We start from the raw sequence: 19,582 nt of genomic DNA, 5'->3' as shown, positions 1-19,582 counted from the left end.
CCCGCCCGTTGCCGAGCAGGTCAGTGTTCTACGTGGGTCAATATTCGATGCAAATTACTACGCAGGGTGGGTCAGGATTCCGTGCAAATCAACAAGCAGGCAGCATCAGTGCACGCGTTGCGCTCGGTCGTCAGCCAGTTACGTTGATCCACCTTCAGGGTAATCGGATCACTCGATTTCGCGCGGGCGGCACTGTACGCCGCTGCTAAACGCCGGTCCGCATGCGCAGTCTCAGGCGAAGAACAGATAAGCGTCTCAATCTGCGACGATGCCTTGGCACAATCAAAGGACGCGACGATGGCGGCGGATGGCACCGGTTGTGCGGCAGGTTTCGCATCTGCGTGTTCGGCAACATTCATCACCTGCGGTTGCGGTTGTGCGCCCTCAGCCTGCGACGCCACTGCTTCGGCGACAACGGGCTGAGACGCCGCTGATTGCTGGACGGCGTTGTCAGTTGCAGGAATAGCATCGGACGCGGACGTAACAGCTTCGGTTGCGGATGGACCAGACGCCGCAGGTTGCTGTTGTTCGGCAACCTGTGCATCTGACGCCGGGTTAGCGCTGGTCTGCACCGTGGACGGAGCCGCAGACGCAGACTCTGCCGTTGTTGCCTGTGGGCTCAGCACGCCTGTAACCATGCCGTTGAGTGGCAGTAGCACTGCCAGCGGCACCATCAGGACGACAAGCAAAAGACCCATGCCAACGAGTTGCGGCACGAAGTTCCAGAAGAATTGTTGATCGATGTAGTCACTGGCACTCGTAGCAACAATCACACTCGGCCTTGAACTCTTCCGAATACTATTCGCGAACTTGTACACCTTTGGTCCGAGGATCAGGTACGCAACGGCGAACACTGCGACCAGTGCGGCGTACTTGATCCCGACCGTCTTGAACGCCCAGAACGCTATGCCCACGAACGGCAATGCGCCCAAGATGGCAAAGCCCTTTGCATCTTTCTTCTCATTCTTCGCTTCCTTGACGGCGGCACGCTCCTTCGCAACTGCGGCGGCCAGATCGGCACCGCAGTGTTTGCATCGAAGCGCAGCGTCCTGAATATCCTCGGCACAGAACAAACATTTTTTCATTTAGGTCCCCCTTTGATTCTCGATTTCCCTGCTGGAAGGCCGCCAAGCCCGCTTGCGGCGATCAACGGCGTTCCAGCACCACTTGACAAACGCGCAATACTACCAAATTGGTAGCATCAGGCAAATGCCAAAAACCGACGATTCCTGTCTTCGCCCCCACTGAAGGCTGGATATGTCCGTATTTGCAAAACGGCTGAAACAGGCGCGTCAGCGTGCCGGGCTGTCACAAGAAAAGTTGGGCATCGAAGCCGAACTTGACCCGATGTCGGCCAGCGCACGCATGAATCGATATGAACTTGGTAAGCGAGTGCCGGATGCGCAGCTTGTCGAGAGGATCGCTGCCGTACTTAAAACGCCCGTGGCTTACTTCCACGCCGTCGAGGACGACGAAGCCGAACTTCTGCTGAAGTATCACAGACTGCCGAAACGGCAACGCACGAAGGTGATTGCTTTCATTGATGAGTTAGCCGGTTAGCTGTGTGACCTCAGGCGTCAGAAGCGGGTCCATCTGGCACGTGTGGTGTTCATGCGCCGCGTGACTTGCGACGGTCTGACCAGTCAATCAGTGCGCACGGCACCCCATCTGGTCCAAGTCGGCCTTGTTCGACGGATTCTTTCTCTTCAGCCAGACGCGCAGTGCCAACACTCGCATTCAAATCGGCACTTGCCACTGATAGACCTGCACGAACACGCATGATGGTTTGGCGACTGGTCCTCATCTCACGCGCAATCTGCGCGACGGACACACCGGCATTCAGTTGTTCGATAACGGTCGCACGCTGCGCTTCCGTCAGTGCGGAAGGACGCCCGAATGTCTTCCCTTCGGACTTTGCACGTCGAAGACCGGCCTGAGTACGTTCAATCAGCAAGTCGCGCTCGAATTCAGCGACGGCGCTAATCACGCCCATCGTCATCTTCCCTGCTGCGCTAGTCAGGTCTACCCCGCCGAGTGCCAGACAATGGACACGGACGCCGATGGCATCGAGACGTTCGACCGTTGCGCGAACATCCATCGCATTGCGGCCCAATCTATCGAGTCGGGTCACAACCAAGACATCGGCATGTTCCAGACGATCTACCAGCTTCGCAAATCCCTTTCGCTCGAAAGCGGGAACTGATCCCGAAATCGTTTCTGCTACGACGCGTTGCGGCGTGACAGTGAATCCGGCAGACGTGATCTCTTGGATTTGATTTTCAGTCGTCTGGTCCGCAGTGGATACGCGAAGGTAGGCGAAGAGTCTGGTCATTGGCACCTGTGTATGTCCGAAAAGGGAGTACGAATACTACCAGGTGTCCAATAGGTTTACAACCTATATTTCGGACAGGATGAACTTGGGGTGTACGCCACCGGTCGATTTCGGACATGCTCACCGGTAGTCCATTGCTCATGATTAAGCTGCGACTTCGTGATTTGGCGATCGCCTTATCCGTGGATTCCACAACGTGCGCGTCGATTGACGTAGTCACCTGAGTCTGAAGCAGACGGGACAGCAACATCCCGCGCACGACCCTGCATTGAAGTCCCGTCACACCGCTCAACTTTCTGGTGTAAAGGTATGAAGAATTCATGCCGTTATCCATGTGGGGCGCGATACACGCGCTCGTGATCAATGGATTACTAGGGGGTGGCTGAGTGGCAGTTGAATCCGGAGCTTGGGCTCCATATCTTAATAACCCTATTGTATGCGCCGCTTTCGTGGTTTCGATTGGGTCTGGCGTGGTCTTCGCCGTGCTGAAAGCCAAGAAGTCGGATAAGAAAATCATCCAACTGGCGGTGGTCTGCTTTTTCGTCATCTCTCTTGGCGTTCTCCTTGTATCTGCCGGTGCGGTTTTACGCCAGAACCGAGGTCCCGTTGAGAGCCCGCCCGCACAATCAGGTAATGGCAATGGCAATGGCAATGGCAATGGCAATGGCAATGGCAATGGCAATGGCAATGGCAATGGCAATGGCAATGGCAATGGCAATGGCAATGGCAACAGTATCGTGCAAGGCGCCTCGTCATCCATAGGGAATGTACAAATGTACGCGTCACCGCTGTCCAATAATGTACAAGTAGTGAACGGATCGCATAATAACGTTATCAATCAAGCAGGAAAACAGAAGTGAAAATGCAAATTACGCTTACCGCCCTAGCCGCCGTACTTTATTCATGCCCCTCGTTTTCCGCTGGCGCTGAAGGCGTGGCCAATGCGCAAATCGTCAAGGGTGACTGCAATATTGTGATTAATGCAGTTAATGCGGCGACACCAAAACCATTTCCCACGAAATATTGCGCCAATTTCTCTGCCACGAAGGACACGGCAGACGCGCTGGTAAAGATAGAGAAATACGTCGAAGCGTCGAATCCAACCAAACTGGACGTGGTCTCCGCACAAATTGAAAAATGGGTATCGGATGACGAGGGCTATTTAACACTCAGCTTGTCCAACATCAGCAGCTTGCCAGCAGAAAAGGTGAAGATTCGATTTTTAGCGCCAGTCAAGCCCGGCGAAAATCAATCACGCCAAATAAATTTTACCCCTAGCCGAGCCATTCCAGCGGCCATGCTAAAAAATCTTGGCATTGGAAGTAAAGATACAACAAAAATTCCTGTAGCCCCCATTTCAGAATTGATTCGATACTCAAGAGATACGGTGCCAACCGATTACGAGTTGATTGGTGCGGGTACAACTCCAGAAGCTCCGGATGATTTGATTCAAAAATACATTCAAGGCCACGGCTTAATTCATAACTATTCATTCCAGTCAACCACATCTAGTCTCGGCGTTCAGGTTTTGTATGAAACGATATTCGGCGGAAAAGTTAACTTTCTAACCGGCGTTTATCTTTATTTTGGAAAAGTCACTGTAAATCAGCCTATCGACGGAACAAAGCAGGAGAACAGCATCGAATAGGCAGCCACCTTCCAGCGGCCTACGCGGGCGCATGAACAAACATTGGTCCGTTCTCGCAATCTTATTAGCATGGTTCGCGCAGAAGCGGTCTCTTATGGGCTCTGCGCAACCGGTTCGAGGCCGTCTCGAAACGGTTCGCATGAGGCATACCCTATTGACGCTGCGAACCGGAACTGCGCACCGTTGTATTCTTCAGCTTCTACGTATTGATGGGGGAGATTCGCGTGGCGGGGACGAAGCTGATAGCAGCACGGAAAGAACTTGCATTCGCCAAAACGGCGCTTGACAACCTGAAAGTCGCGAGCGGGCCAGACGACGAAGACATTCACTGGAAGGAGTTCATCGGCAGGCTTACCCGATTCTGGAACAAGACGGAGTCCGCACTCAAGGGCGATCCCAAGTTCTATAACTCACCCCATGTGAAACGGGTCAAAGCCGCGTTGAAATCGGACGAGTTGATACGTTACTTATCTCAGGCACGCCATGCAGACGAGCACCGGCACGATGACACCACGGGCGTGATGCCGGGCGGCTTCGAGAACGTGTCCACTACAGATAGTAGCTTTCGCGTTCGAAATCCGAGAATCACGATTGGCGGCGTGACCGTTGATGTTCCACCGCCCCCCCGTTATCACAGACGAACAGTCAGGGCAGAGTTGCGCTTGAGTGCAGTGAAAAATCGGGAACAAACATACGATGTGCCGCGCTTACATGCTGGTCAAGACATTTCACTGGCGACGATCCAGACTTATGGCGAATTGGGGTTGGCGTTCTATAAGTCGATATTGGATGGTTTGGAACGAGATGGCTGGGACAGTTGACGGGAAAATCACCTACTACTACTACTTCAATCGCGAAGCCATTCATATGAGAACAATGTTGTCACTGATAGTACGGACACTGAATTCGAAGTACAGTGGCGCAACACTGATTTGTTTCATGGCCTTGAGTTTCTGGTTCGGCCAACATATGCGTGATATGAATCTGTTCGCCGCGTCTGGTGGAGTCGCCACAGTCTTTGGGCTATTTTCCCTGATCCGATTCACAACAATTGAAAAATATCTGAACCAAAATCAAATCGTTCGATCCAGTACCGGCATCACCGGAAAACCTATTGGCCCGGAAGAAGCGGAACGCATTCAACGCGAGAACATTGAACGCGCCCGCATTCGAATCAATGCTGAATTACAAAGCGAACTAGTCGGGATTGCGCTCACTGTAGTCGGGACGTTGGTATGGGCTTATGGGACCTATGTTCCCATTTTCAGGTGAAGATTGGACAGTCCCGCTATCCACAATGTCGAGCGATAGAAATACGTGTGTGCAGAAATGTATAGGTCGATGTCATCCCGCTGGCGTCACGATTCAGATGCAACGTTCACACACTGACGCATCTGTTTCGACAGAAATACGGCGCGTCTGAAGATCGTCGTTACTCGGGACTGTGTCGTCTTCAACTTCTCCGAACAAGGCTTCGGACAACGGCGTGGTTGCAGCAAGAAACTGTTTATATTGCGAAATTTGTTGTTTGATAGATATTTTCTTCATGATTGGTTTTCAATTATGTTTTTCTTTGCATCTGCGATTTAATAAGGATGACGGTCGGACCAAGTATGACGACCGCCACTCAACCGATAGGGATGGCGGATTTCTTGTTTCAGGTGCCATCAAAGTTGGCGATAAGGAGATAAAGGAGATAGATTTGACTAAATTGGTTCTGCTATCAAAGATCACGGAATAAATTACCTGAAGGACCTACTTTTATCTTCTTTATCTCCTTTATCTCCTTTATCTCCTACATCGCCCTCTACGACGCACCGGCCACGCGCCAAGTGCGTCCGTTCTTGTTGTCACTACCGATCTGCAACGACAAGCCATCGCAGATGCGGGCACGCCGGTACCTCAGCAACCTTCCGATACCAGAAGTCGATAGCTTTGGATTCGGCGATACAGCAAGCACTGCTTCGTTCAGCTTCGTGTCCGTTGATTCGAGCGACGCCGATGCGCGGTTGCATGCAGAAAAGACCTCACTGGCGGTAAACGCACGTGCCCCAAAGGATGCCTGCAATGCAAGCAACAAATCGAGTAGTCCGTCGCGATTGGGGTCCTCAGACTGGTTGTGCTCCAGCAGGCGCATCACATCACCGAACTGATTAGGTGCGAGCGTCCGTCCAACATGGATGACCGTCTGGCGCACGAACTTGTCCCAATCTTCGAACGAAGCAACGCGTCCCGGCGCTGGTTTGAAGTCAGAAGATGACAGGCAAAAGCGAATCAATGTCAGGGCAGCGACCATCATTTCGAGGCGGTGTGACCGGCAATATGAGAGTGGATCGACGTCGAATGATCGGCCAAAAGGTGTTTCCATGTTCGCGTCGATGCGGCAGACGACCACGCGTCGAGCCATATCGCCAGCTAAAACCATGTTGTTCCCGGTCAACAAGACGACCGCATTGTTGGGAACGCTCGAAACTTCGGACTTGGCAAGGACACGATCCTTGAACTGTGGTGCCGTCAGCATAGCTGCCATCGAAGCACTGTCGAACGTCCCAACAAGGTTATCCAGCACAATCGCACCATCACCAGCAAGCAGCGAAGAAAACAGACGCTTGCGCATCTCGGTGTCGTCATTCAATGGCGGAAACACGTCTGGTTTGATGCCGGTCGTCAAAAACGCAATGCAGTCAGCCAGCAAAGTTTTTCCGCTGCCCTGCGTTGGTGCGTCATATCCGAACGCCGGTGACGTGGGAACTGCCGGGCGTATCGCTGCCGTCAGCAGCGCCGAAAGATGTGCCGCACGTGCGTCTTCGTCCACGAATGGGAAGCGCTCAAACGGGTACCAAAGCTTTTGCAGGGCCTTGCGTGCTTGTTCCTGTGTCGGATACAGCGGGACGGTGATGTCGAATTCCTGATCGAAATGAAGCAGTAGTCCGGTTTTCTGATCGTAGCCGGGCGTATCCAGCGGAGTTCCGTCCGGGCGCAGTGTCGGCGCAGAAATCACGGCGCTCAGACGCTTGAAGTTGCGCGGGATGCCGGAAGACAGGATCATTTTGAAGAGCTTGTCTGACGGGTCTTCCAGAACCTCGACCTGATGTCCGTTCGCCGCTACTAATCTGTAGAACTGGACCAAGCCACCAAGCCAATATCGCAGGGAATTCTCGTTGAGTGCAACAGGCTTGCCGTCGATCACACGTACCACCGCAGTCCCGAATTCGTAGATTTCCGGGTGGTCACGCATGATCGCCATGACTTCGTCGGCCATCTCGCGTTCGCAGCCCTTCCGCTTTTCGATCTTCACGACTTTGTTGCAAAGCGCGAAGTTGACCCCGCCGTGCGCGAAGCTAAACAGATTCAGGCGGCCAGACAGGAACAGTTTACCGACAGGCCTTCCGCCGTCGTACTCAGGTTCCAGTGGATCAAGGGTCAGCATTCCGTCGTAACGCTGTGGATCGGTCAAGACCTCACCAACGGTCACCGCGTGACGCGTGCCGTCGGCATGCACAACAGTGATCGACCAGTCAGCCAGAAGCTGTTTGCGTTGCGAATCCAGCGCGAAGCCGACCATGCGCGAGACCGCTTCTGCGGACATCGCGGGATTGGTCTTGGTGTAGTACTCAAATCGCTCGTCGCGCCACTCTTGGCGCTTTTGAGCGACTGCCGATGCCATCGCTTCCTTTGCAGCAGTCTTGTGTTTGTTAGCAGCAGCAACGACCTCAGCAGACGCCGATGGAATTGCAGCATGGCTGTCAACCATGCGGTTCGTAGCCTTCTGAACCAAGGGAACGCGACGTTGTTCCAGCGGGGGTTTGCAATCGGCGCCACCGGCGAAATCGATGCGGTTCGTTTGCCATACAGTCGCGTCGAAAAGACCACGTTCCAGCAGCGAACCACTCGAAGAGACTTCGAAGTGGCCGTGACCCGCAGCCCAGAGGTGGATCAGCAATTCCTTACCGGCACGAGGAATGTCAGCCGCGTCTTCGACGATGAAGTAGATGCGCTGCCCCTTCGTTCCTACGACGCATTCGTCAATTTCACGGTTGTAGATTTCCGAGGATGTGCTGGACATCCATAGAGAATCGCACTCGGCGAGTGCCGGGCAGGCTGCATGCAGCAGCGAGAAAAGTTCGTCACGATGTAGGGGGTCCGCGCCGTCCTTCGGTGCGTCGTAGTCCAGCATCAGAATACCGGGACCAGCGGGCCACGCGAATGCCGATGTGGTGCGCGGTATCGCGTCTTCAGGACGACCGGCAGTTTCCCACGCTGATTGGGTCATCAACGTCATCTCGGGATGTGGTGCGACACCATAAATGCAACACTGCTTTGGCGTCAGAAGCCCAAGCAGTTCGGCAAATTGCTCGATGGACCCGAAGTTCTGACGAAGAAGTTTGCCGGACGAGACGTTGCCTTGTGTCTGCTTGTCCAGTTTGCCTTCAGGAGTTAACGAAAACGACTTGGTAATAGGTACTGGCGACAACAGAACTGTCAGGTTGGCTTGCGGCCACAGATCGGTCCGCTGTTGTACTGCGGCATTCGAATCGCCATCGGTGCAGTCTTGTGGCATCTTTGCGACTGATGCTTCGTCGGCAAACGCTGAAAGGATGCTGCCTTGTTGGAACTCGACGCACGCCGGTTCCGAATGAATAGATTGTTGTTGATACATGAAATGAATTGTCCCGCGCAAGTTGTGCGCGGCCATGCGACCGGTAGTGCAACGGCGAGCGGACACGGCAGATGGATTCGTGCCGATAACGCAGCAGTTGGTAAAACGATCTTTGGATTAGGTTTGCTTGCTACCGTGATGAAGTCTTGGATAGACGACATCTGCGTGCGATCAAACAAACAGGGAGACAATCATATAGACGCGGCAGAGAGAAACTTCACCGCTTAATGGGTAACTGGCACAGCGCCGGATTCCCTTCATTGATACTAGCTGCGACGGTGTTGTCAGCGGTTTGCTGCCATCACGACTAGAAACGCCATTATGCCGTAAACGACCCCTGTTGTCAATACAACTTGACGCTTCGCAAGTTTTGTGGGTACGCGCCAACAGTCTCGTTACGGGGCAGCGGATCAGCTTGCTTTTGGCAGAAATCGCATCCGACGCCCCTACCTACCACTTGTTGACTGTACCCGCTGTCACCCCCTCGCTGAAACTACCATTGGAAGCCGTGAAGGGCGACGATATCTGCGTAGTGCGTTGTGAGGACACTGTCTGCACAGTGTCTGACACCACCATTCCATCGTGCAACACCATTCCGACCTGTTGCACGGTCCGATCCAGTGTCAATGGTGCGGCGGGACAGTATCGCCGCAATGGCGCGGTTACCAGCTTTCGGGTAACAGTGGTCGCCGACAGCGTGCATATCACCGTGTCGGCATGTGCAGTACCGTCACGGCCAGTGGTAACAGTGTAGGCAACATGGTTGTCACTCGACAATGACAACGCTTACTCCGTCGTGTTTCCATCGCGATGGTCGCCACAGTGTCCGCGCAGTAGCCGTGAACGACTGCCGACGCGGCACTGGTGCGCGCACCGTCGAAGTCGGCGACTGCGACAGTATCACCATCGCGACCGTTGCCCGCACAACCAATCGCGACAGCGTGAACTATGTTGACACTACAGTGTTGCAGTCGCGACCATCGGTCCAGTCCCCGGTCCTTCGCCAGCCAGTGTGCGCTACACAGTCGCATCACCATTGCAGCGCCGCCATCAGTGGCAGCAACAGTGCAACAGTCGCGACGGCGACAACAGCACGAGTGCCACGAACCACTGCAACGGTCGCTGTCTGCAAGCGCACCGTGACACAACGGTTGATCGACTGTTGCTACCAGTGGTTCAGGTCCGCTCACTGTTGCCCCGAACCAATAGACGGACCGTTGCGACTGTTGGTCCAGTAGGCACCGTTGCCAACAGTCGCGGTGCGCAACAGTCTGCACTATTGCTTTCCACTGACCGGGTCGGTTTTACCATCGAACCACAGTGTGATGGATGCAGCACACTGTGCTGATACTGGTACACAGTCCGGTAGGCCATCGCCGAACCCGGTTGTCAGTAGCGTACCAACGGCTACTTCCGCCCTACCACCGCAATCACTGGTCAGCCGCACCATTCAGTCAGCCTGCTACCAGTGAAACCTGACTGTGCAAAAGATCGCCGTGCAGTGCCCGTACCATCGCTACAGTGCCACACAGTGATCCGCAGTCCGTTGACATACAGTCGCTGCCATTGACCGCCAGTGTATCAACGGTTCTTAAAGTCAAGTACCGAACCAATCAGTGACAGCCTCCCATCACCTGGCAATCCTCACCAGTGTGATGTGCTGCGGGCCGGTCGAAAGGCGGTCTGCTGACCATTGCAACAGTGATGCGGCACCGTTGGCCGCCAGAACCAGCACCAATGCCTACCATTGACATACCGTGTACCGACGGTCAGTCCGCTATTGGTGGTGCCGCGCGACACTGCAACAGAGAGACACAAGTACGCGTACCATGGATATAGTGTGTTGCTGCCGCTTGCAACAGGCAGCTACAGTACCAACAGCGACGATCACTGACATACGCCACGGACACTGACAGTCACCAGCAGTGAAACGGCACTATGTAACAGAACACCCTGCCGTGTCAGCACCGTTGGTACAGTGCCGCACGGCGTGACCAGGGTCTATTGGGCACTCCGTCGCTACCATTGATCGCCAGCGTATCAATCGGCCCTACAACCGAAGTGCCGCACCGATTAATGACAGTCTCGCACCACCTGGTAGTCCTCACCGGTATAAAGTACTGCGGACCGGTCGAACGACAATCGGTCTGCCACTGCAACGGTGGTGCGGTACTGTTGGCCGCCAGATTCAGCACCAGTAACTGCCGTTGACGTGCCGATTATCAATCGGTGAGGCCGCGGCTTGTATGGTTTGCACGCTGGCCCACAGTCCATTGGTCGAACGTCCAGCACCATTGAAAACAATGGACCGGCGTGACGTATGGTCGGAAGGCGCGCGTTTATTCGTCAACGGGACCGTTCGGTCCGCCGACAACAGGTGAACCGGACCTCGCAATAGCAACGCGACCATCTGCTTCACCAGTCCAAGTAGAACGCTCCTGCTGTTTGCCAGTCATCAGCCGCCACCATTTTGCAGTTGCATAATTCCTAGGAAAATCAGATACTCTCAGGTTAAGTCCCGACTCTCAAAACCATGATCGCGCCAACGACTAGCAGTACCTTACCGGTGCTTGACGACGCTCTGATCGAGCGAATGTTCGGTCAATCCGGGCTCAAATATCTTCGGAACAAGCATACCGGTGGGACGAGCGGCAAAAAAGGCACTCGCTACGAGGACCAGTTTGCGGCGTTCAAGATTGCAGAAGCCTTGGCAGACCACGTTCGACACGGCAGGCAATTGCCGGTCATCGAGGAACAGGCCCTCGGTTTTGTGGATGATCTGGTAGTGGCGGATTCGTCTGCGACTAAATATTTTCAGTGCAAAAATTCAGCGTCCGTTTCTTGGTCGGGCGGCGATCACCCTATCGGCGATGATTTTAAGTGCCAGATCGACTTGGCGACGGCGCTTCAGAAGCCTAATCCGCTAGTTGAACTTGTCGTAGCCGAGGCCCAGACTGCCGAGAATCTAGCTGACAAGATTCCTCCTGACATAGTGGCGTGTGCGTCCGTGGTCCACTTCCCATATTTTGGGAGTTTGAACCGCTTGGTCCTGACGCATGCTCCCTTGCGCGAGCATCTGCTTGCGCTTACGAGGAAGGAGAAACCGGACCTCGACGACCTAGAGGGTGCGTTTAGCGCGCTCCTCTTGGCTTGGATAAAAGTAGTCGGCGAGTCTTCGGTGGAAGCAATTGCGCAGGCGGCCCGACAACAATCGCCTCAATTGCTGAGGACGTTTCCTTTGACGGATGGCGAACAACACTTGTTGCCTCAGTTCATTGACGCTCTTGCGGGGGTAACCGATCTCCGTTACAGTGTCAAGAGAGGATTCTTCAGTTGGACTGCTGAAGGGTTTTCGGAGACATTTACTTGCGAATGCGGAAGTGAAGAGTTCGCGCGTTTCCAGCAACGAGTGATTCGGGCGAAGCCAAGCAATCTTGACGACTTCTGGGAACTGTTGCCATGAGCAGAACGTACACAAAATTCGCGGATCGAGACGCAGAGGCAAAGGCGCTGGTGGACTCGGTTGCCTTGCCGGATGTAAGCGTTGGTCAATACCGAGAACAGATGCGCCAGCTTGGACTGCATCTGGGGGAAGGAGTGCTAGAGGCACTCCCTGCTGACACTCGTCACGATATTTGCGTCGTCTGTACTGTCGAAGATGCCGATTTCCTTGCCAGAGGCCTAATTCAGTCGCTTGAACAGCATGGCTTGGGAGATCGCACTCGACTTATATGCCTGTGGAACGGTAAAGTCAGGGAAGATGGCATATCTATCTCCCCAGTGCTCCGGCAGTACAAGGAGGAATTCAATCCGTCCGGCACTGTATTCATCGTCGTAAAGTCGATCATTTCTGGTGCCTGCGTGGTCAAGACGAATCTCACGCGTGCGCTTTCATCTGGCGATCCGAGTGCAATTTTTGTCGCCGCACCGGTCATGCTGAAAGACGCAGAAAAACGGCTTGCCGCTGAGTTTCCGTCTGACGTAGCTAAACAATTCCAGTACGTATGGTTCGCGACGGACGATGAAAAGAACGGCGAGAATGTGCTGCCCGGTATTGGCGGTTCGGTTTACGAACGCCTAGGCTTTGGTGGGGAGCAAGAAAAGAACCGGCATATGCCTGCAATCGTCAAAGAGCGACGTGGCAAATATGCTGAACATCCTGTCACGGCCTAGTAGTTAGAAGATGTGCATTGAAGAAAGCCCGCCAAAAAGCGGGCTTTCTTGCTTTTTAGATGGCCTCACACGTCGGGCCGCTAGCGGCCAACGTACGGCGAATATTGCCCACATGCATTTGAAAGTTTTAAAGGCCGAATCGCTCTTTGGCGGTGCGACCTCTCTTTTTGAAATCTAAACTGGCAGCGCCGCACCTATCGATTGATGCGAAGTCGCAGCCATCCCGACCGGCTGCTGAACGCCGAGACGCGGCAGCGACCTGACAATCTTCATCGTTTCCAGACTGACCGTCACCACGCGCTGAAACAATTCAAGCGGGTAGCGGGAGTTGTTCATCGTCTCGATGGCGTAATCGTTCGCGTCGTTCACTATACCGCTGTCCTTGTCTGTCTTGACGCACTGCCGTTCAACCACCCAATCCAACGCTGGTTTGCCGTTGACTACATATTCATAGGCTTCCAACGGGATGCCCTTCATCATGATCTTGTCGTTGTAGATCAACGTGGTCAGGTCCTTGTCCTTTCCGTTCTTGCCATACTTCATCTTCTCGACGCGGTAGTCGGCATCGGTCAGCAGCAGTCCGCCACCTTCGATCTGCAACGGGTACATCTCGACCGCCTCGTAGTTGACGTGAAGGTCTGCCAGATCGCGACCAGCTTTCGAGAACGACCAGAAGTCAGCGACAGTCTTCACGCATGGGATGCGCGGCAACTCCTTGGACAGATTGTCCGCATAGCGTTCGCGATAGTCCGGCGAATGCAGCAAGCCATAGACGTAGTAGAACACGTCTTCCTTGCTGATCTGTTCGCCGGGATAGGCGGACTGAAAGTGCGCTAAACCTTCATCCGTAATCGCGTCGCGGCGAGTATGACCGCCCTTTGCCGATGCCGCCGCGTCAAACAAGCCGACTTGCGATCCATTCGCATCGCCGGATTCTTCGACGCCTTCGTAGAGATACAACGGGAAGCATTGCGAACCGTCAATATCGACCATGTGCAGGCTTGGCACCGTGTCCGCCATCAACGTACTGAATGCAACTTTGTCACCCCTACCAGAAACGCAGATAACTCGGTTCTCAGCCCTCGCATCTGGGAAGATGCTGGGCATTTGATAGCGGCTCCAAAGGAAGGTCTTGTCGTTATACAGCCAGTTCTTCGTGAAAGGTCTGTATAGACTGCTGGCGATCAGCTTCGAATCGACATTGAGAATCTGGCCCCGTTGCAGAGAATTCTTCAGATCATCGGCCCAGCTAATCTTTGTTCGATCCACCGTAATGAATTTGTCAATATTCGCGATCTTTGCGTCCGGTGATGCTAATTCGAATCGCTTGACGTGGTCGTTATAGAACTCAGCCATGCGCTTAACGTTGCTCAACAACGATTCGTTCGAAAAGTTGAAAGTCCAAGCATCTCGGTTTGTTTTTACACCCTGCGAGTAACTTTCAAAAACCTTCGGCGATTGGCCCTTTTTGTCGCCCAGAACGATGAACTGCCCGAAGCTGTTGTCACGCTGCTTTAGCCAGTCCGCGTGCGCATCAGGAATAATCGACTGCCAACCGTCAGCATCCGCGATACCTGCCAAACTGGAAAAGGCGCTGATCCGTTCCAACTTATCTTCGCGGCCCAAGTAGTCGCCGATGTCATGGAAGAAAATTTGACCGTGCTGCGCGGCATTCGGGTTCTTCACCAAAATCGAGATGGCAACCGGGGCGCGACTTCCGATACCGAACACATTGTCTTTCTCTCTGCGGCGAAGTTCCCCAGACGTGCGTGCATTTCCCCGCAGATGAAACACATAGATGCTGCTGAACTCGTCCACCAGACACCGACGCATTCCATCGGCAGAATTAGCGTCCAGAAAGCCAGCGTTAGTCACAAAGCCAATCACCCCACTGTCGCCGATACGATCGGAAGCCCAGCGAATGGCGCGAATGTAACTATCGTAGAGTGACCTTACCATCGTGATGCGCGACTTGGCCGCATAGGTTGACCGAATTCGGCCATCAAGATGCGGATATTCAACATTCTGGTTGTTGTCATTCGCGCTGTCCTGCCCGGTCGAATACGGCGGGTTCCCGATGATGACCCGAATGTCCAGCTTCTTCTGGCGCTTACGGCGGGCACTGTTGCTTGCCTGAACCGCATCAACCAAATCTTCTTTTTCGTAAAGCTGGAAGGTATCTGCGAGACAGATGCCTTCGAATGGCTGGTACGCGCCGCCGACAATGCCGTGGTAGACCGCTTCGATGTTGATCGCAGCGATGTAGTAGGCCAGCAGCACGATTTCGTTCGCATGGATTTCGTGCTTGTACTTGTGCGGCAGTTCTTCCGGCTTGATATGGCCGCTTTGCAGCAAACGGGTCACAAACGTGCCAGTGCCGACGAACGGGTCGATGATGTGAACACCCTTGCTACCCAGCGTCTGGCCGAATTCGGTCTGCAACACGTGCCCAACGCTATGAATGATAAAGTCCACGACTTCGACAGGTGTGTAAACGATTCCCAACCGTTCGGTCATCTTCGGGAAGGCATTGCGGAAGAATTTATCGTACAAATCGACGACGATCTTCTGCTTGCCCGCCGCATTGTCGATGCCTTCAGCCCGCAGTTTCACGCTCTCGTAAAACCGTTCAAGCGTGTCGGCTTCCTTGTCCAGCCGATGTTCGTCCAGCACGTCCAACACGTGCTGCATCGCCAGCGACATCGGGTTGTGCTTCGCGAAGCTGTAGTCGGCGAACAGGGCATCGAAGACCGGCTTGGTGATGAGATGCTGCGCCAGCATCTCAATGATTTCGCCGTCCGTGATGCTGCCGTTCAAGTCGTCGCGCAATTCATCGGCGAAGGCGTGGAACGCTTCCCGCTCCTTCACGCTGGCCTGGTTCTCGATGATGCCGGTTATGCGGTCGATGTGGGTACGGGCGATCTTGGCAATGTCGTTCGCCCAATCTTCCCAATGATGGCGATTGCCGACCTTATTGACCAGCTTGGCGTAGATGGCCTTCTCGATCTCGCCGATCTCGAATTCCATTTCGTGCTGTTCCTGCGTGGTCCGCTTCCTGACAGCTTCACCGATGGTGAAGCCGCCCTTACCGGCATTCTTGTTCTTCGAACCTTTGGCCTTCTGCTGCTTTTTCTCGATTTTGTCGGTGATAGCGATGACTTCCATCTTGCTGGTGTCGTTGCCGATCAGGTCCAGCTTGTTCACCATCGCATCAAAGCGGTCATCGTGCGAACGCAGGGCTTGCAGGACCTGCCAGACGACGGCATAGGTCTTGTTGTCGTTCAAGGCTTCATGCGGTTCAACGCCAGCCGGGATCACCACCGGCAAGACCACATAACCACGCTTCTTACCCGGCGCAATGCGCATGACACGACCGACCGACTGCACCACGTCAACCTGCGAGTTGCGCGGCGTGAGGAACAACACCGCATCCAGCGCCGGAACATCCACGCCTTCGGACAGACATCGGACGTTGCTGAGGATGTGGCAGGTATTCACGGGTGGTTCTGCCTTCAACCACGCGAGTTTTTCTTCCTTCTGACTGGCGTTCATGCCGCCGTCCACGTGCTTCGCTTTGCAAGTGAGTCGGACCGCCTGTTCAAATTCCTCATGTTCCTGATAAGCCTCTACGACGGCCTGGAACATATCTGCGATCTTCACCGAACTGACCTTGTGCGTCTTGGCCCCTTTCGAAACCTCGATTACTTGACAGAAGGCCACTGCACGCTTCATGGCGTCGCTGTCTCCAACTAGGTCTTCGGTCAACCCTTGCTTTGAAAGGGCCTTCCAGCAGCCAACAATCTTCGCAGCGTCGTCCACCTTCAACTGGTTATTTTCATCCCGTAGCAGGTCTTGCAGACGTCGATTGACGTGCGTTTCCTCAACTGCCAGTACTATCACCTTGTAATCGACCAGCAAGCCACGCTTGACGGCTTCCGAGAAAGTGATGACGAACAGTTCATCGCCGTAAAGCGCCTTGTCGTCCATCGAACAAAGCGCCACGTTGTCACGTTCAGCCGTTGCCTTGGCGGAATCACCATAGATACGCGGCGTCGCCGTCATGTACATGCGCTTGGCAGCGAGTATGTAATCGGCGTCGTGAACTCGGACAAACGTGCTTTCTTTATCGTCGTCTTCAAACGTTGCACCGGTTGTGCGGTGGGCTTCGTCGCAGACGATAAGATCGAATTCGGGCAGTCCGAACTCCTTCTGGGCGCGGCTGATTACGTCGATGGAGTGGTAGGTGCTGAAAACGACACTCATGTGCGACGCGTCGTGCCGCTTCGTCATCTCTGCCGCCAGTCGGGCCGAATCCGTCGTTGCTGGATAGCGCAGTTCGTGGACGAAGGTCTGAACCATGTCGTCCTCTTTCTTGCGCTTCTTACCCACGTCACTATCTGAGCAGACAGCGAAGCTATGAAGCGGCGTCTCGCTTTCTTGCGTCCATTCCGTCAAGGTCTGAGAGAGTAGCGACAGGCTTGGAACAAGGAACAGCACCCGCTTGCCCGCACCGGCCAACGTCTCCGCGATTTTCAAGCTAGTGAACGTCTTTCCGGTCCCGCACGCCATTATCAACTTGCCACGGTCGGCATCAGCCAGACCATGCACGACTGCGTTCAGGGCACTGGACTGGTGGGGGCGCAGTTGCTTCTTCGCCTTGATGACCGGTGCAGTCTTCGGCTGGTACTTGCTCCAATCGATCTGACTGTTTTCGAGATCGAACATATCGATCTTGCTAACCGGCGTCTGTTGATCGAACAAGGCAGCTTCGGCGTGTTCGCTCCAAGGGACGTTCGTCGTTGCGACTATGACCCGGCGTGCGAAAGGTTTCTTGCCTGACGCAGTGAAAAAGCTGTCGATGTCAGCCTTTTTCACAACATAGTCGGGCGAATACATCTTGCACTGGATCGCGTGAATTTCGCCGGTCCCCTGCGTCTTCGCCACAAGGTCGATGCCGGTGTCCCGTTTGTCCAGCCCCTGCAAGTTGGCCCATTCCGCATAGGTCCACACATCGCTATACAGATCACGGTACGTGGCTTCGTTCCGCAAATAACAACCGATTAACTCTTCGAAGTAGGTTCCCTTCTCCCGTTCCGTGACGGCGGCGTGGCGGAAGGTATCTAGCAGCTTTTCGAGGTCGGTCATATCGTTTGTTTTCGGCGTTTGGCGAGTGGGACTGGCGTATTATGCCCGCCGAACTCATCGTTAACCACAGGCGAAAACGATACAAAGGATTGACTCGATGCGCCTTTGTTCTGCTGGCGACGACCGAGGTCCGAGGGATGAGATGTGCCGCAATGGCGACTGTGCGTCCGTAAGATGGGTTGACCCTGCCTTAGAGCGTATGTCATCCTCACCTACGACACAGACAACTGTCTTGTCACCCTGATGTCACCCTGCGGGGTGTCAATCCAGACGACGACGGGAATAGAGCGCAAATGAAAAACCGGCCTAAGTGGCCGGTTTTAAAGGGAAAACTTGGTGGAGGAGAGGAGGATCGAACTCCCGACCTTCGCATTGCGAACGCGACGCTCTCCCAGCTGAGCTACCCCCCCAACGTGCGAACAATTCTAGCACAGGCATTTTCCCTTTTGCCTAGCCCCGAATCCCACCAAACCATCACTTCGACGGCGCCCCTTTCAGCACCCAATCCACCACCGTCCGGATATCCGCATCGCTCATCGACTGATGCGCGGGCATCGGAATCATGCCCCACACGCCGGACCCGCCATTCTTCACCTTACTCGCCAGCTTAGCCGGCGCCTGCGCATCACCCTTGTACTTCGCGGCGATCTGCTGGAACGACGGGCCGACCAGTTTACGGTCCACCGCATGACATCCCATGCAGGCATTCGAGTTAGCGATGCTCTGCCCACCCGGCGCATCGGCAGCATGCGCGCTGGATACAAACAGTCCCACTACCGCCCCAACCAGCACCGACCCGACAACGATCACACCGCGCTTCATGGCGCAGTCGCCTTCGGATTACCCGGATGCACCGCGTTCGAATTGGTGACCGGCGCCGGCGCCTGCTGATCGAGCGGCCGCGAGCTCACCGACGAATCCGGAATCGCGCCGACCGTCGGCGCATTCGCGTCCGGCTGCGACGCGGCCGGCGCCGGTGCAGTCGCTGCAGCAGCAGCCGCCGCCGCGGCTTCCTGCGGCTGAATGTACTGGAACAGCTTCACGACCTGCACCACGCCCGGCACCCGGCTCGCGACGTCGGCGCCGCGATTGCCTTCGTCCATCGTGACGAGACCCATCAGGTACACCGAGCCACGCTCGGCCACCACCTTGAAGTTGTTCGCCGAAATATTCTTCTCGGCGATCAGCGCGGTCTTCACGCGCGTTTCCAGATAGGTGTCGTTGGTGCGCGACGAGAACGAGCTAGCCGGCATGATCGCCAGTTCGTTGACGATCGTGTTGACGTTGTTCAAACCGCGCACGATCGTCTCGGCACGCTGCTTCGACACGTCACCCGCGACTTCGCCGGTCAGCAGCACGCGACGATTGAATACCGCGACGTTGACGTGCGCGTTGTCCGGCAGATTCTGGCTGATCTGCGAGAGCGCCTTCACCTGCAACTCGCGATCTTCGGTCTGCGCGCCGAGCGTGCGCCGGTCGGTCGCCACCAGCGCGCCGCCGCTCGCCGCGCCGGCGACGGCGAGAAAGCAACCTTGCAACGTCGCGGACAGCCCCGCCGCGAACCCAACCACCAGCACGGTTCTCACCAGTGTCTTCTTGACGCGGAATACGCTCATCAACTAGC

The 19,582-nt window shown here is 54.9% G+C and carries 13 protein-coding genes, 1 tRNA gene and 1 pseudogene; 7 read left to right on the top strand and 8 right to left on the bottom strand.

Annotated features, from left to right (window positions below):
• Nucleotides 1–71: 71 nt before the first annotated feature.
• Complete coding sequence (locus BX591_RS36780) at nt 72–1,085, bottom strand: lysozyme inhibitor LprI family protein (protein ID WP_111932923.1); 1,014 nt, start codon at nt 1,083–1,085, stop codon at nt 72–74.
• A 172-nt stretch (nt 1,086–1,257) separates the two neighbouring features.
• On the opposite strand from BX591_RS36780, the gene BX591_RS19155 reads away from it, so the two are divergent.
• Nucleotides 1,258–1,560, top strand: a complete 303-nt coding sequence (locus BX591_RS19155; RefSeq protein WP_111932922.1) for a helix-turn-helix domain-containing protein — start codon at nt 1,258–1,260, stop codon at nt 1,558–1,560.
• Between the two features lie 208 nt (nt 1,561–1,768).
• Here the strand turns inward: BX591_RS19155 and BX591_RS19150 are convergent.
• Nucleotides 1,769–2,332 (bottom strand): annotated as a pseudogene (locus BX591_RS19150) (recombinase family protein); the annotation flags it as partial.
• Between the two features lie 386 nt (nt 2,333–2,718).
• Here BX591_RS19150 and BX591_RS19145 point away from each other — a divergent pair.
• The 4 genes from BX591_RS19145 (at nt 2,719) to BX591_RS19135 (ending at nt 5,252) form a co-directional block, all read left to right on the top strand.
• The gene (locus BX591_RS19145) at nt 2,719–3,192 is read left to right on the top strand and encodes a hypothetical protein (protein WP_146749792.1); all 474 of its coding nucleotides are present in this window, start codon (nt 2,719–2,721) and stop codon (nt 3,190–3,192) included.
• The gene (locus tag BX591_RS36160; protein ID WP_146749791.1) at nt 3,189–3,980 is read left to right on the top strand and encodes a hypothetical protein; all 792 of its coding nucleotides are present in this window, start codon (nt 3,189–3,191) and stop codon (nt 3,978–3,980) included. Before BX591_RS19145 ends, BX591_RS36160 begins: the two co-directional genes overlap by 4 nt.
• 224 nt (nt 3,981–4,204) lie before the next feature.
• Complete coding sequence (locus BX591_RS19140; protein ID WP_146749790.1) at nt 4,205–4,801, top strand: hypothetical protein; 597 nt, start codon at nt 4,205–4,207, stop codon at nt 4,799–4,801.
• 118 nt (nt 4,802–4,919) lie between these two features.
• A complete protein-coding gene (locus tag BX591_RS19135; protein ID WP_146749789.1) occupies nt 4,920–5,252 on the top strand; it encodes a hypothetical protein in 333 nt (110 codons plus the stop codon).
• Between the two features lie 93 nt (nt 5,253–5,345).
• Here the strand turns inward: BX591_RS19135 and BX591_RS36155 are convergent, their stop codons facing one another.
• Complete coding sequence (locus tag BX591_RS36155; RefSeq protein ID WP_146749788.1) at nt 5,346–5,528, bottom strand: hypothetical protein; 183 nt, start codon at nt 5,526–5,528, stop codon at nt 5,346–5,348.
• 259 nt (nt 5,529–5,787) lie between these two features.
• Entirely contained in the window at nt 5,788–8,640 is a 2,853-nt protein-coding gene (locus BX591_RS19130; RefSeq protein ID WP_146749787.1) for a hypothetical protein, read from the bottom strand.
• A 2,533-nt stretch (nt 8,641–11,173) separates the two neighbouring features.
• On the opposite strand from BX591_RS19130, the gene BX591_RS19125 reads away from it, so the two are divergent.
• Nucleotides 11,174–12,103, top strand: a complete 930-nt coding sequence (locus tag BX591_RS19125; RefSeq protein WP_111932916.1) for a hypothetical protein — start codon at nt 11,174–11,176, stop codon at nt 12,101–12,103.
• Complete coding sequence (locus tag BX591_RS19120) at nt 12,100–12,813, top strand: hypothetical protein (protein ID WP_111932915.1); 714 nt, start codon at nt 12,100–12,102, stop codon at nt 12,811–12,813. Before BX591_RS19125 ends, BX591_RS19120 begins: the two co-directional genes overlap by 4 nt.
• A 174-nt stretch (nt 12,814–12,987) precedes the next feature.
• Here BX591_RS19120 and BX591_RS19115 read toward each other — a convergent pair whose 3' ends face one another.
• The 4 genes from BX591_RS19115 to BX591_RS19100 all read right to left on the bottom strand — a co-directional run bounded on the left by BX591_RS19115 (nt 12,988) and on the right by BX591_RS19100 (nt 19,574).
• Nucleotides 12,988–17,958 (bottom strand): DEAD/DEAH box helicase, encoded by a 4,971-nt coding sequence (locus BX591_RS19115; RefSeq protein ID WP_111932914.1) that lies wholly within the window; start codon nt 17,956–17,958, stop codon nt 12,988–12,990.
• Between the two features lie 334 nt (nt 17,959–18,292).
• A tRNA-Ala gene (locus BX591_RS19110) sits at nt 18,293–18,368 on the bottom strand.
• 64 nt (nt 18,369–18,432) lie between these two features.
• Nucleotides 18,433–18,780 (bottom strand): c-type cytochrome, encoded by a 348-nt coding sequence (locus BX591_RS19105; protein ID WP_035553943.1) that lies wholly within the window; start codon nt 18,778–18,780, stop codon nt 18,433–18,435.
• Nucleotides 18,777–19,574, bottom strand: coding sequence for a BON domain-containing protein (locus BX591_RS19100; RefSeq protein WP_111932913.1), 798 nt, complete (start codon nt 19,572–19,574; stop codon nt 18,777–18,779). Before BX591_RS19100 ends, BX591_RS19105 begins: the two co-directional genes overlap by 4 nt.
• Between the last annotated feature and the right edge of the window lie 8 nt (nt 19,575–19,582).

Source organism: Paraburkholderia bryophila, assembly GCF_003269035.1.
Lineage (GTDB): Bacteria > Pseudomonadota > Gammaproteobacteria > Burkholderiales > Burkholderiaceae > Paraburkholderia > Paraburkholderia bryophila.
Note: the sequence above shows the minus strand (reverse complement) of the source record. Positions and strands in the feature narration are given on the sequence as shown.

Bases quoted from the DNA above. Each gene is read 5' to 3' on its own strand.
- BX591_RS19115 (WP_111932914.1), bottom strand. From the start codon at position 17,958: ATGACCGACCTCGAAAAGCTGCTAGATACCTTCCGCCACGCCGCCGTC.
- BX591_RS19100 (WP_111932913.1), bottom strand. From the start codon at position 19,574: ATGAGCGTATTCCGCGTCAAGAAGACACTGGTGAGAACCGTGCTGGTG.
- BX591_RS36780 (WP_111932923.1), bottom strand. From the start codon at position 1,085: ATGAAAAAATGTTTGTTCTGTGCCGAGGATATTCAGGACGCTGCGCTT.
- BX591_RS36155 (WP_146749788.1), bottom strand. From the start codon at position 5,528: ATGAAGAAAATATCTATCAAACAACAAATTTCGCAATATAAACAGTTT.
- BX591_RS19120 (WP_111932915.1), top strand. From the start codon at position 12,100: ATGAGCAGAACGTACACAAAATTCGCGGATCGAGACGCAGAGGCAAAG.
- BX591_RS19125 (WP_111932916.1), top strand. From the start codon at position 11,174: ATGATCGCGCCAACGACTAGCAGTACCTTACCGGTGCTTGACGACGCT.
- BX591_RS19130 (WP_146749787.1), bottom strand. From the start codon at position 8,640: ATGTATCAACAACAATCTATTCATTCGGAACCGGCGTGCGTCGAGTTC.
- BX591_RS19135 (WP_146749789.1), top strand. From the start codon at position 4,920: ATGGCCTTGAGTTTCTGGTTCGGCCAACATATGCGTGATATGAATCTG.
- BX591_RS19155 (WP_111932922.1), top strand. From the start codon at position 1,258: ATGTCCGTATTTGCAAAACGGCTGAAACAGGCGCGTCAGCGTGCCGGG.
- BX591_RS19105 (WP_035553943.1), bottom strand. From the start codon at position 18,780: ATGAAGCGCGGTGTGATCGTTGTCGGGTCGGTGCTGGTTGGGGCGGTA.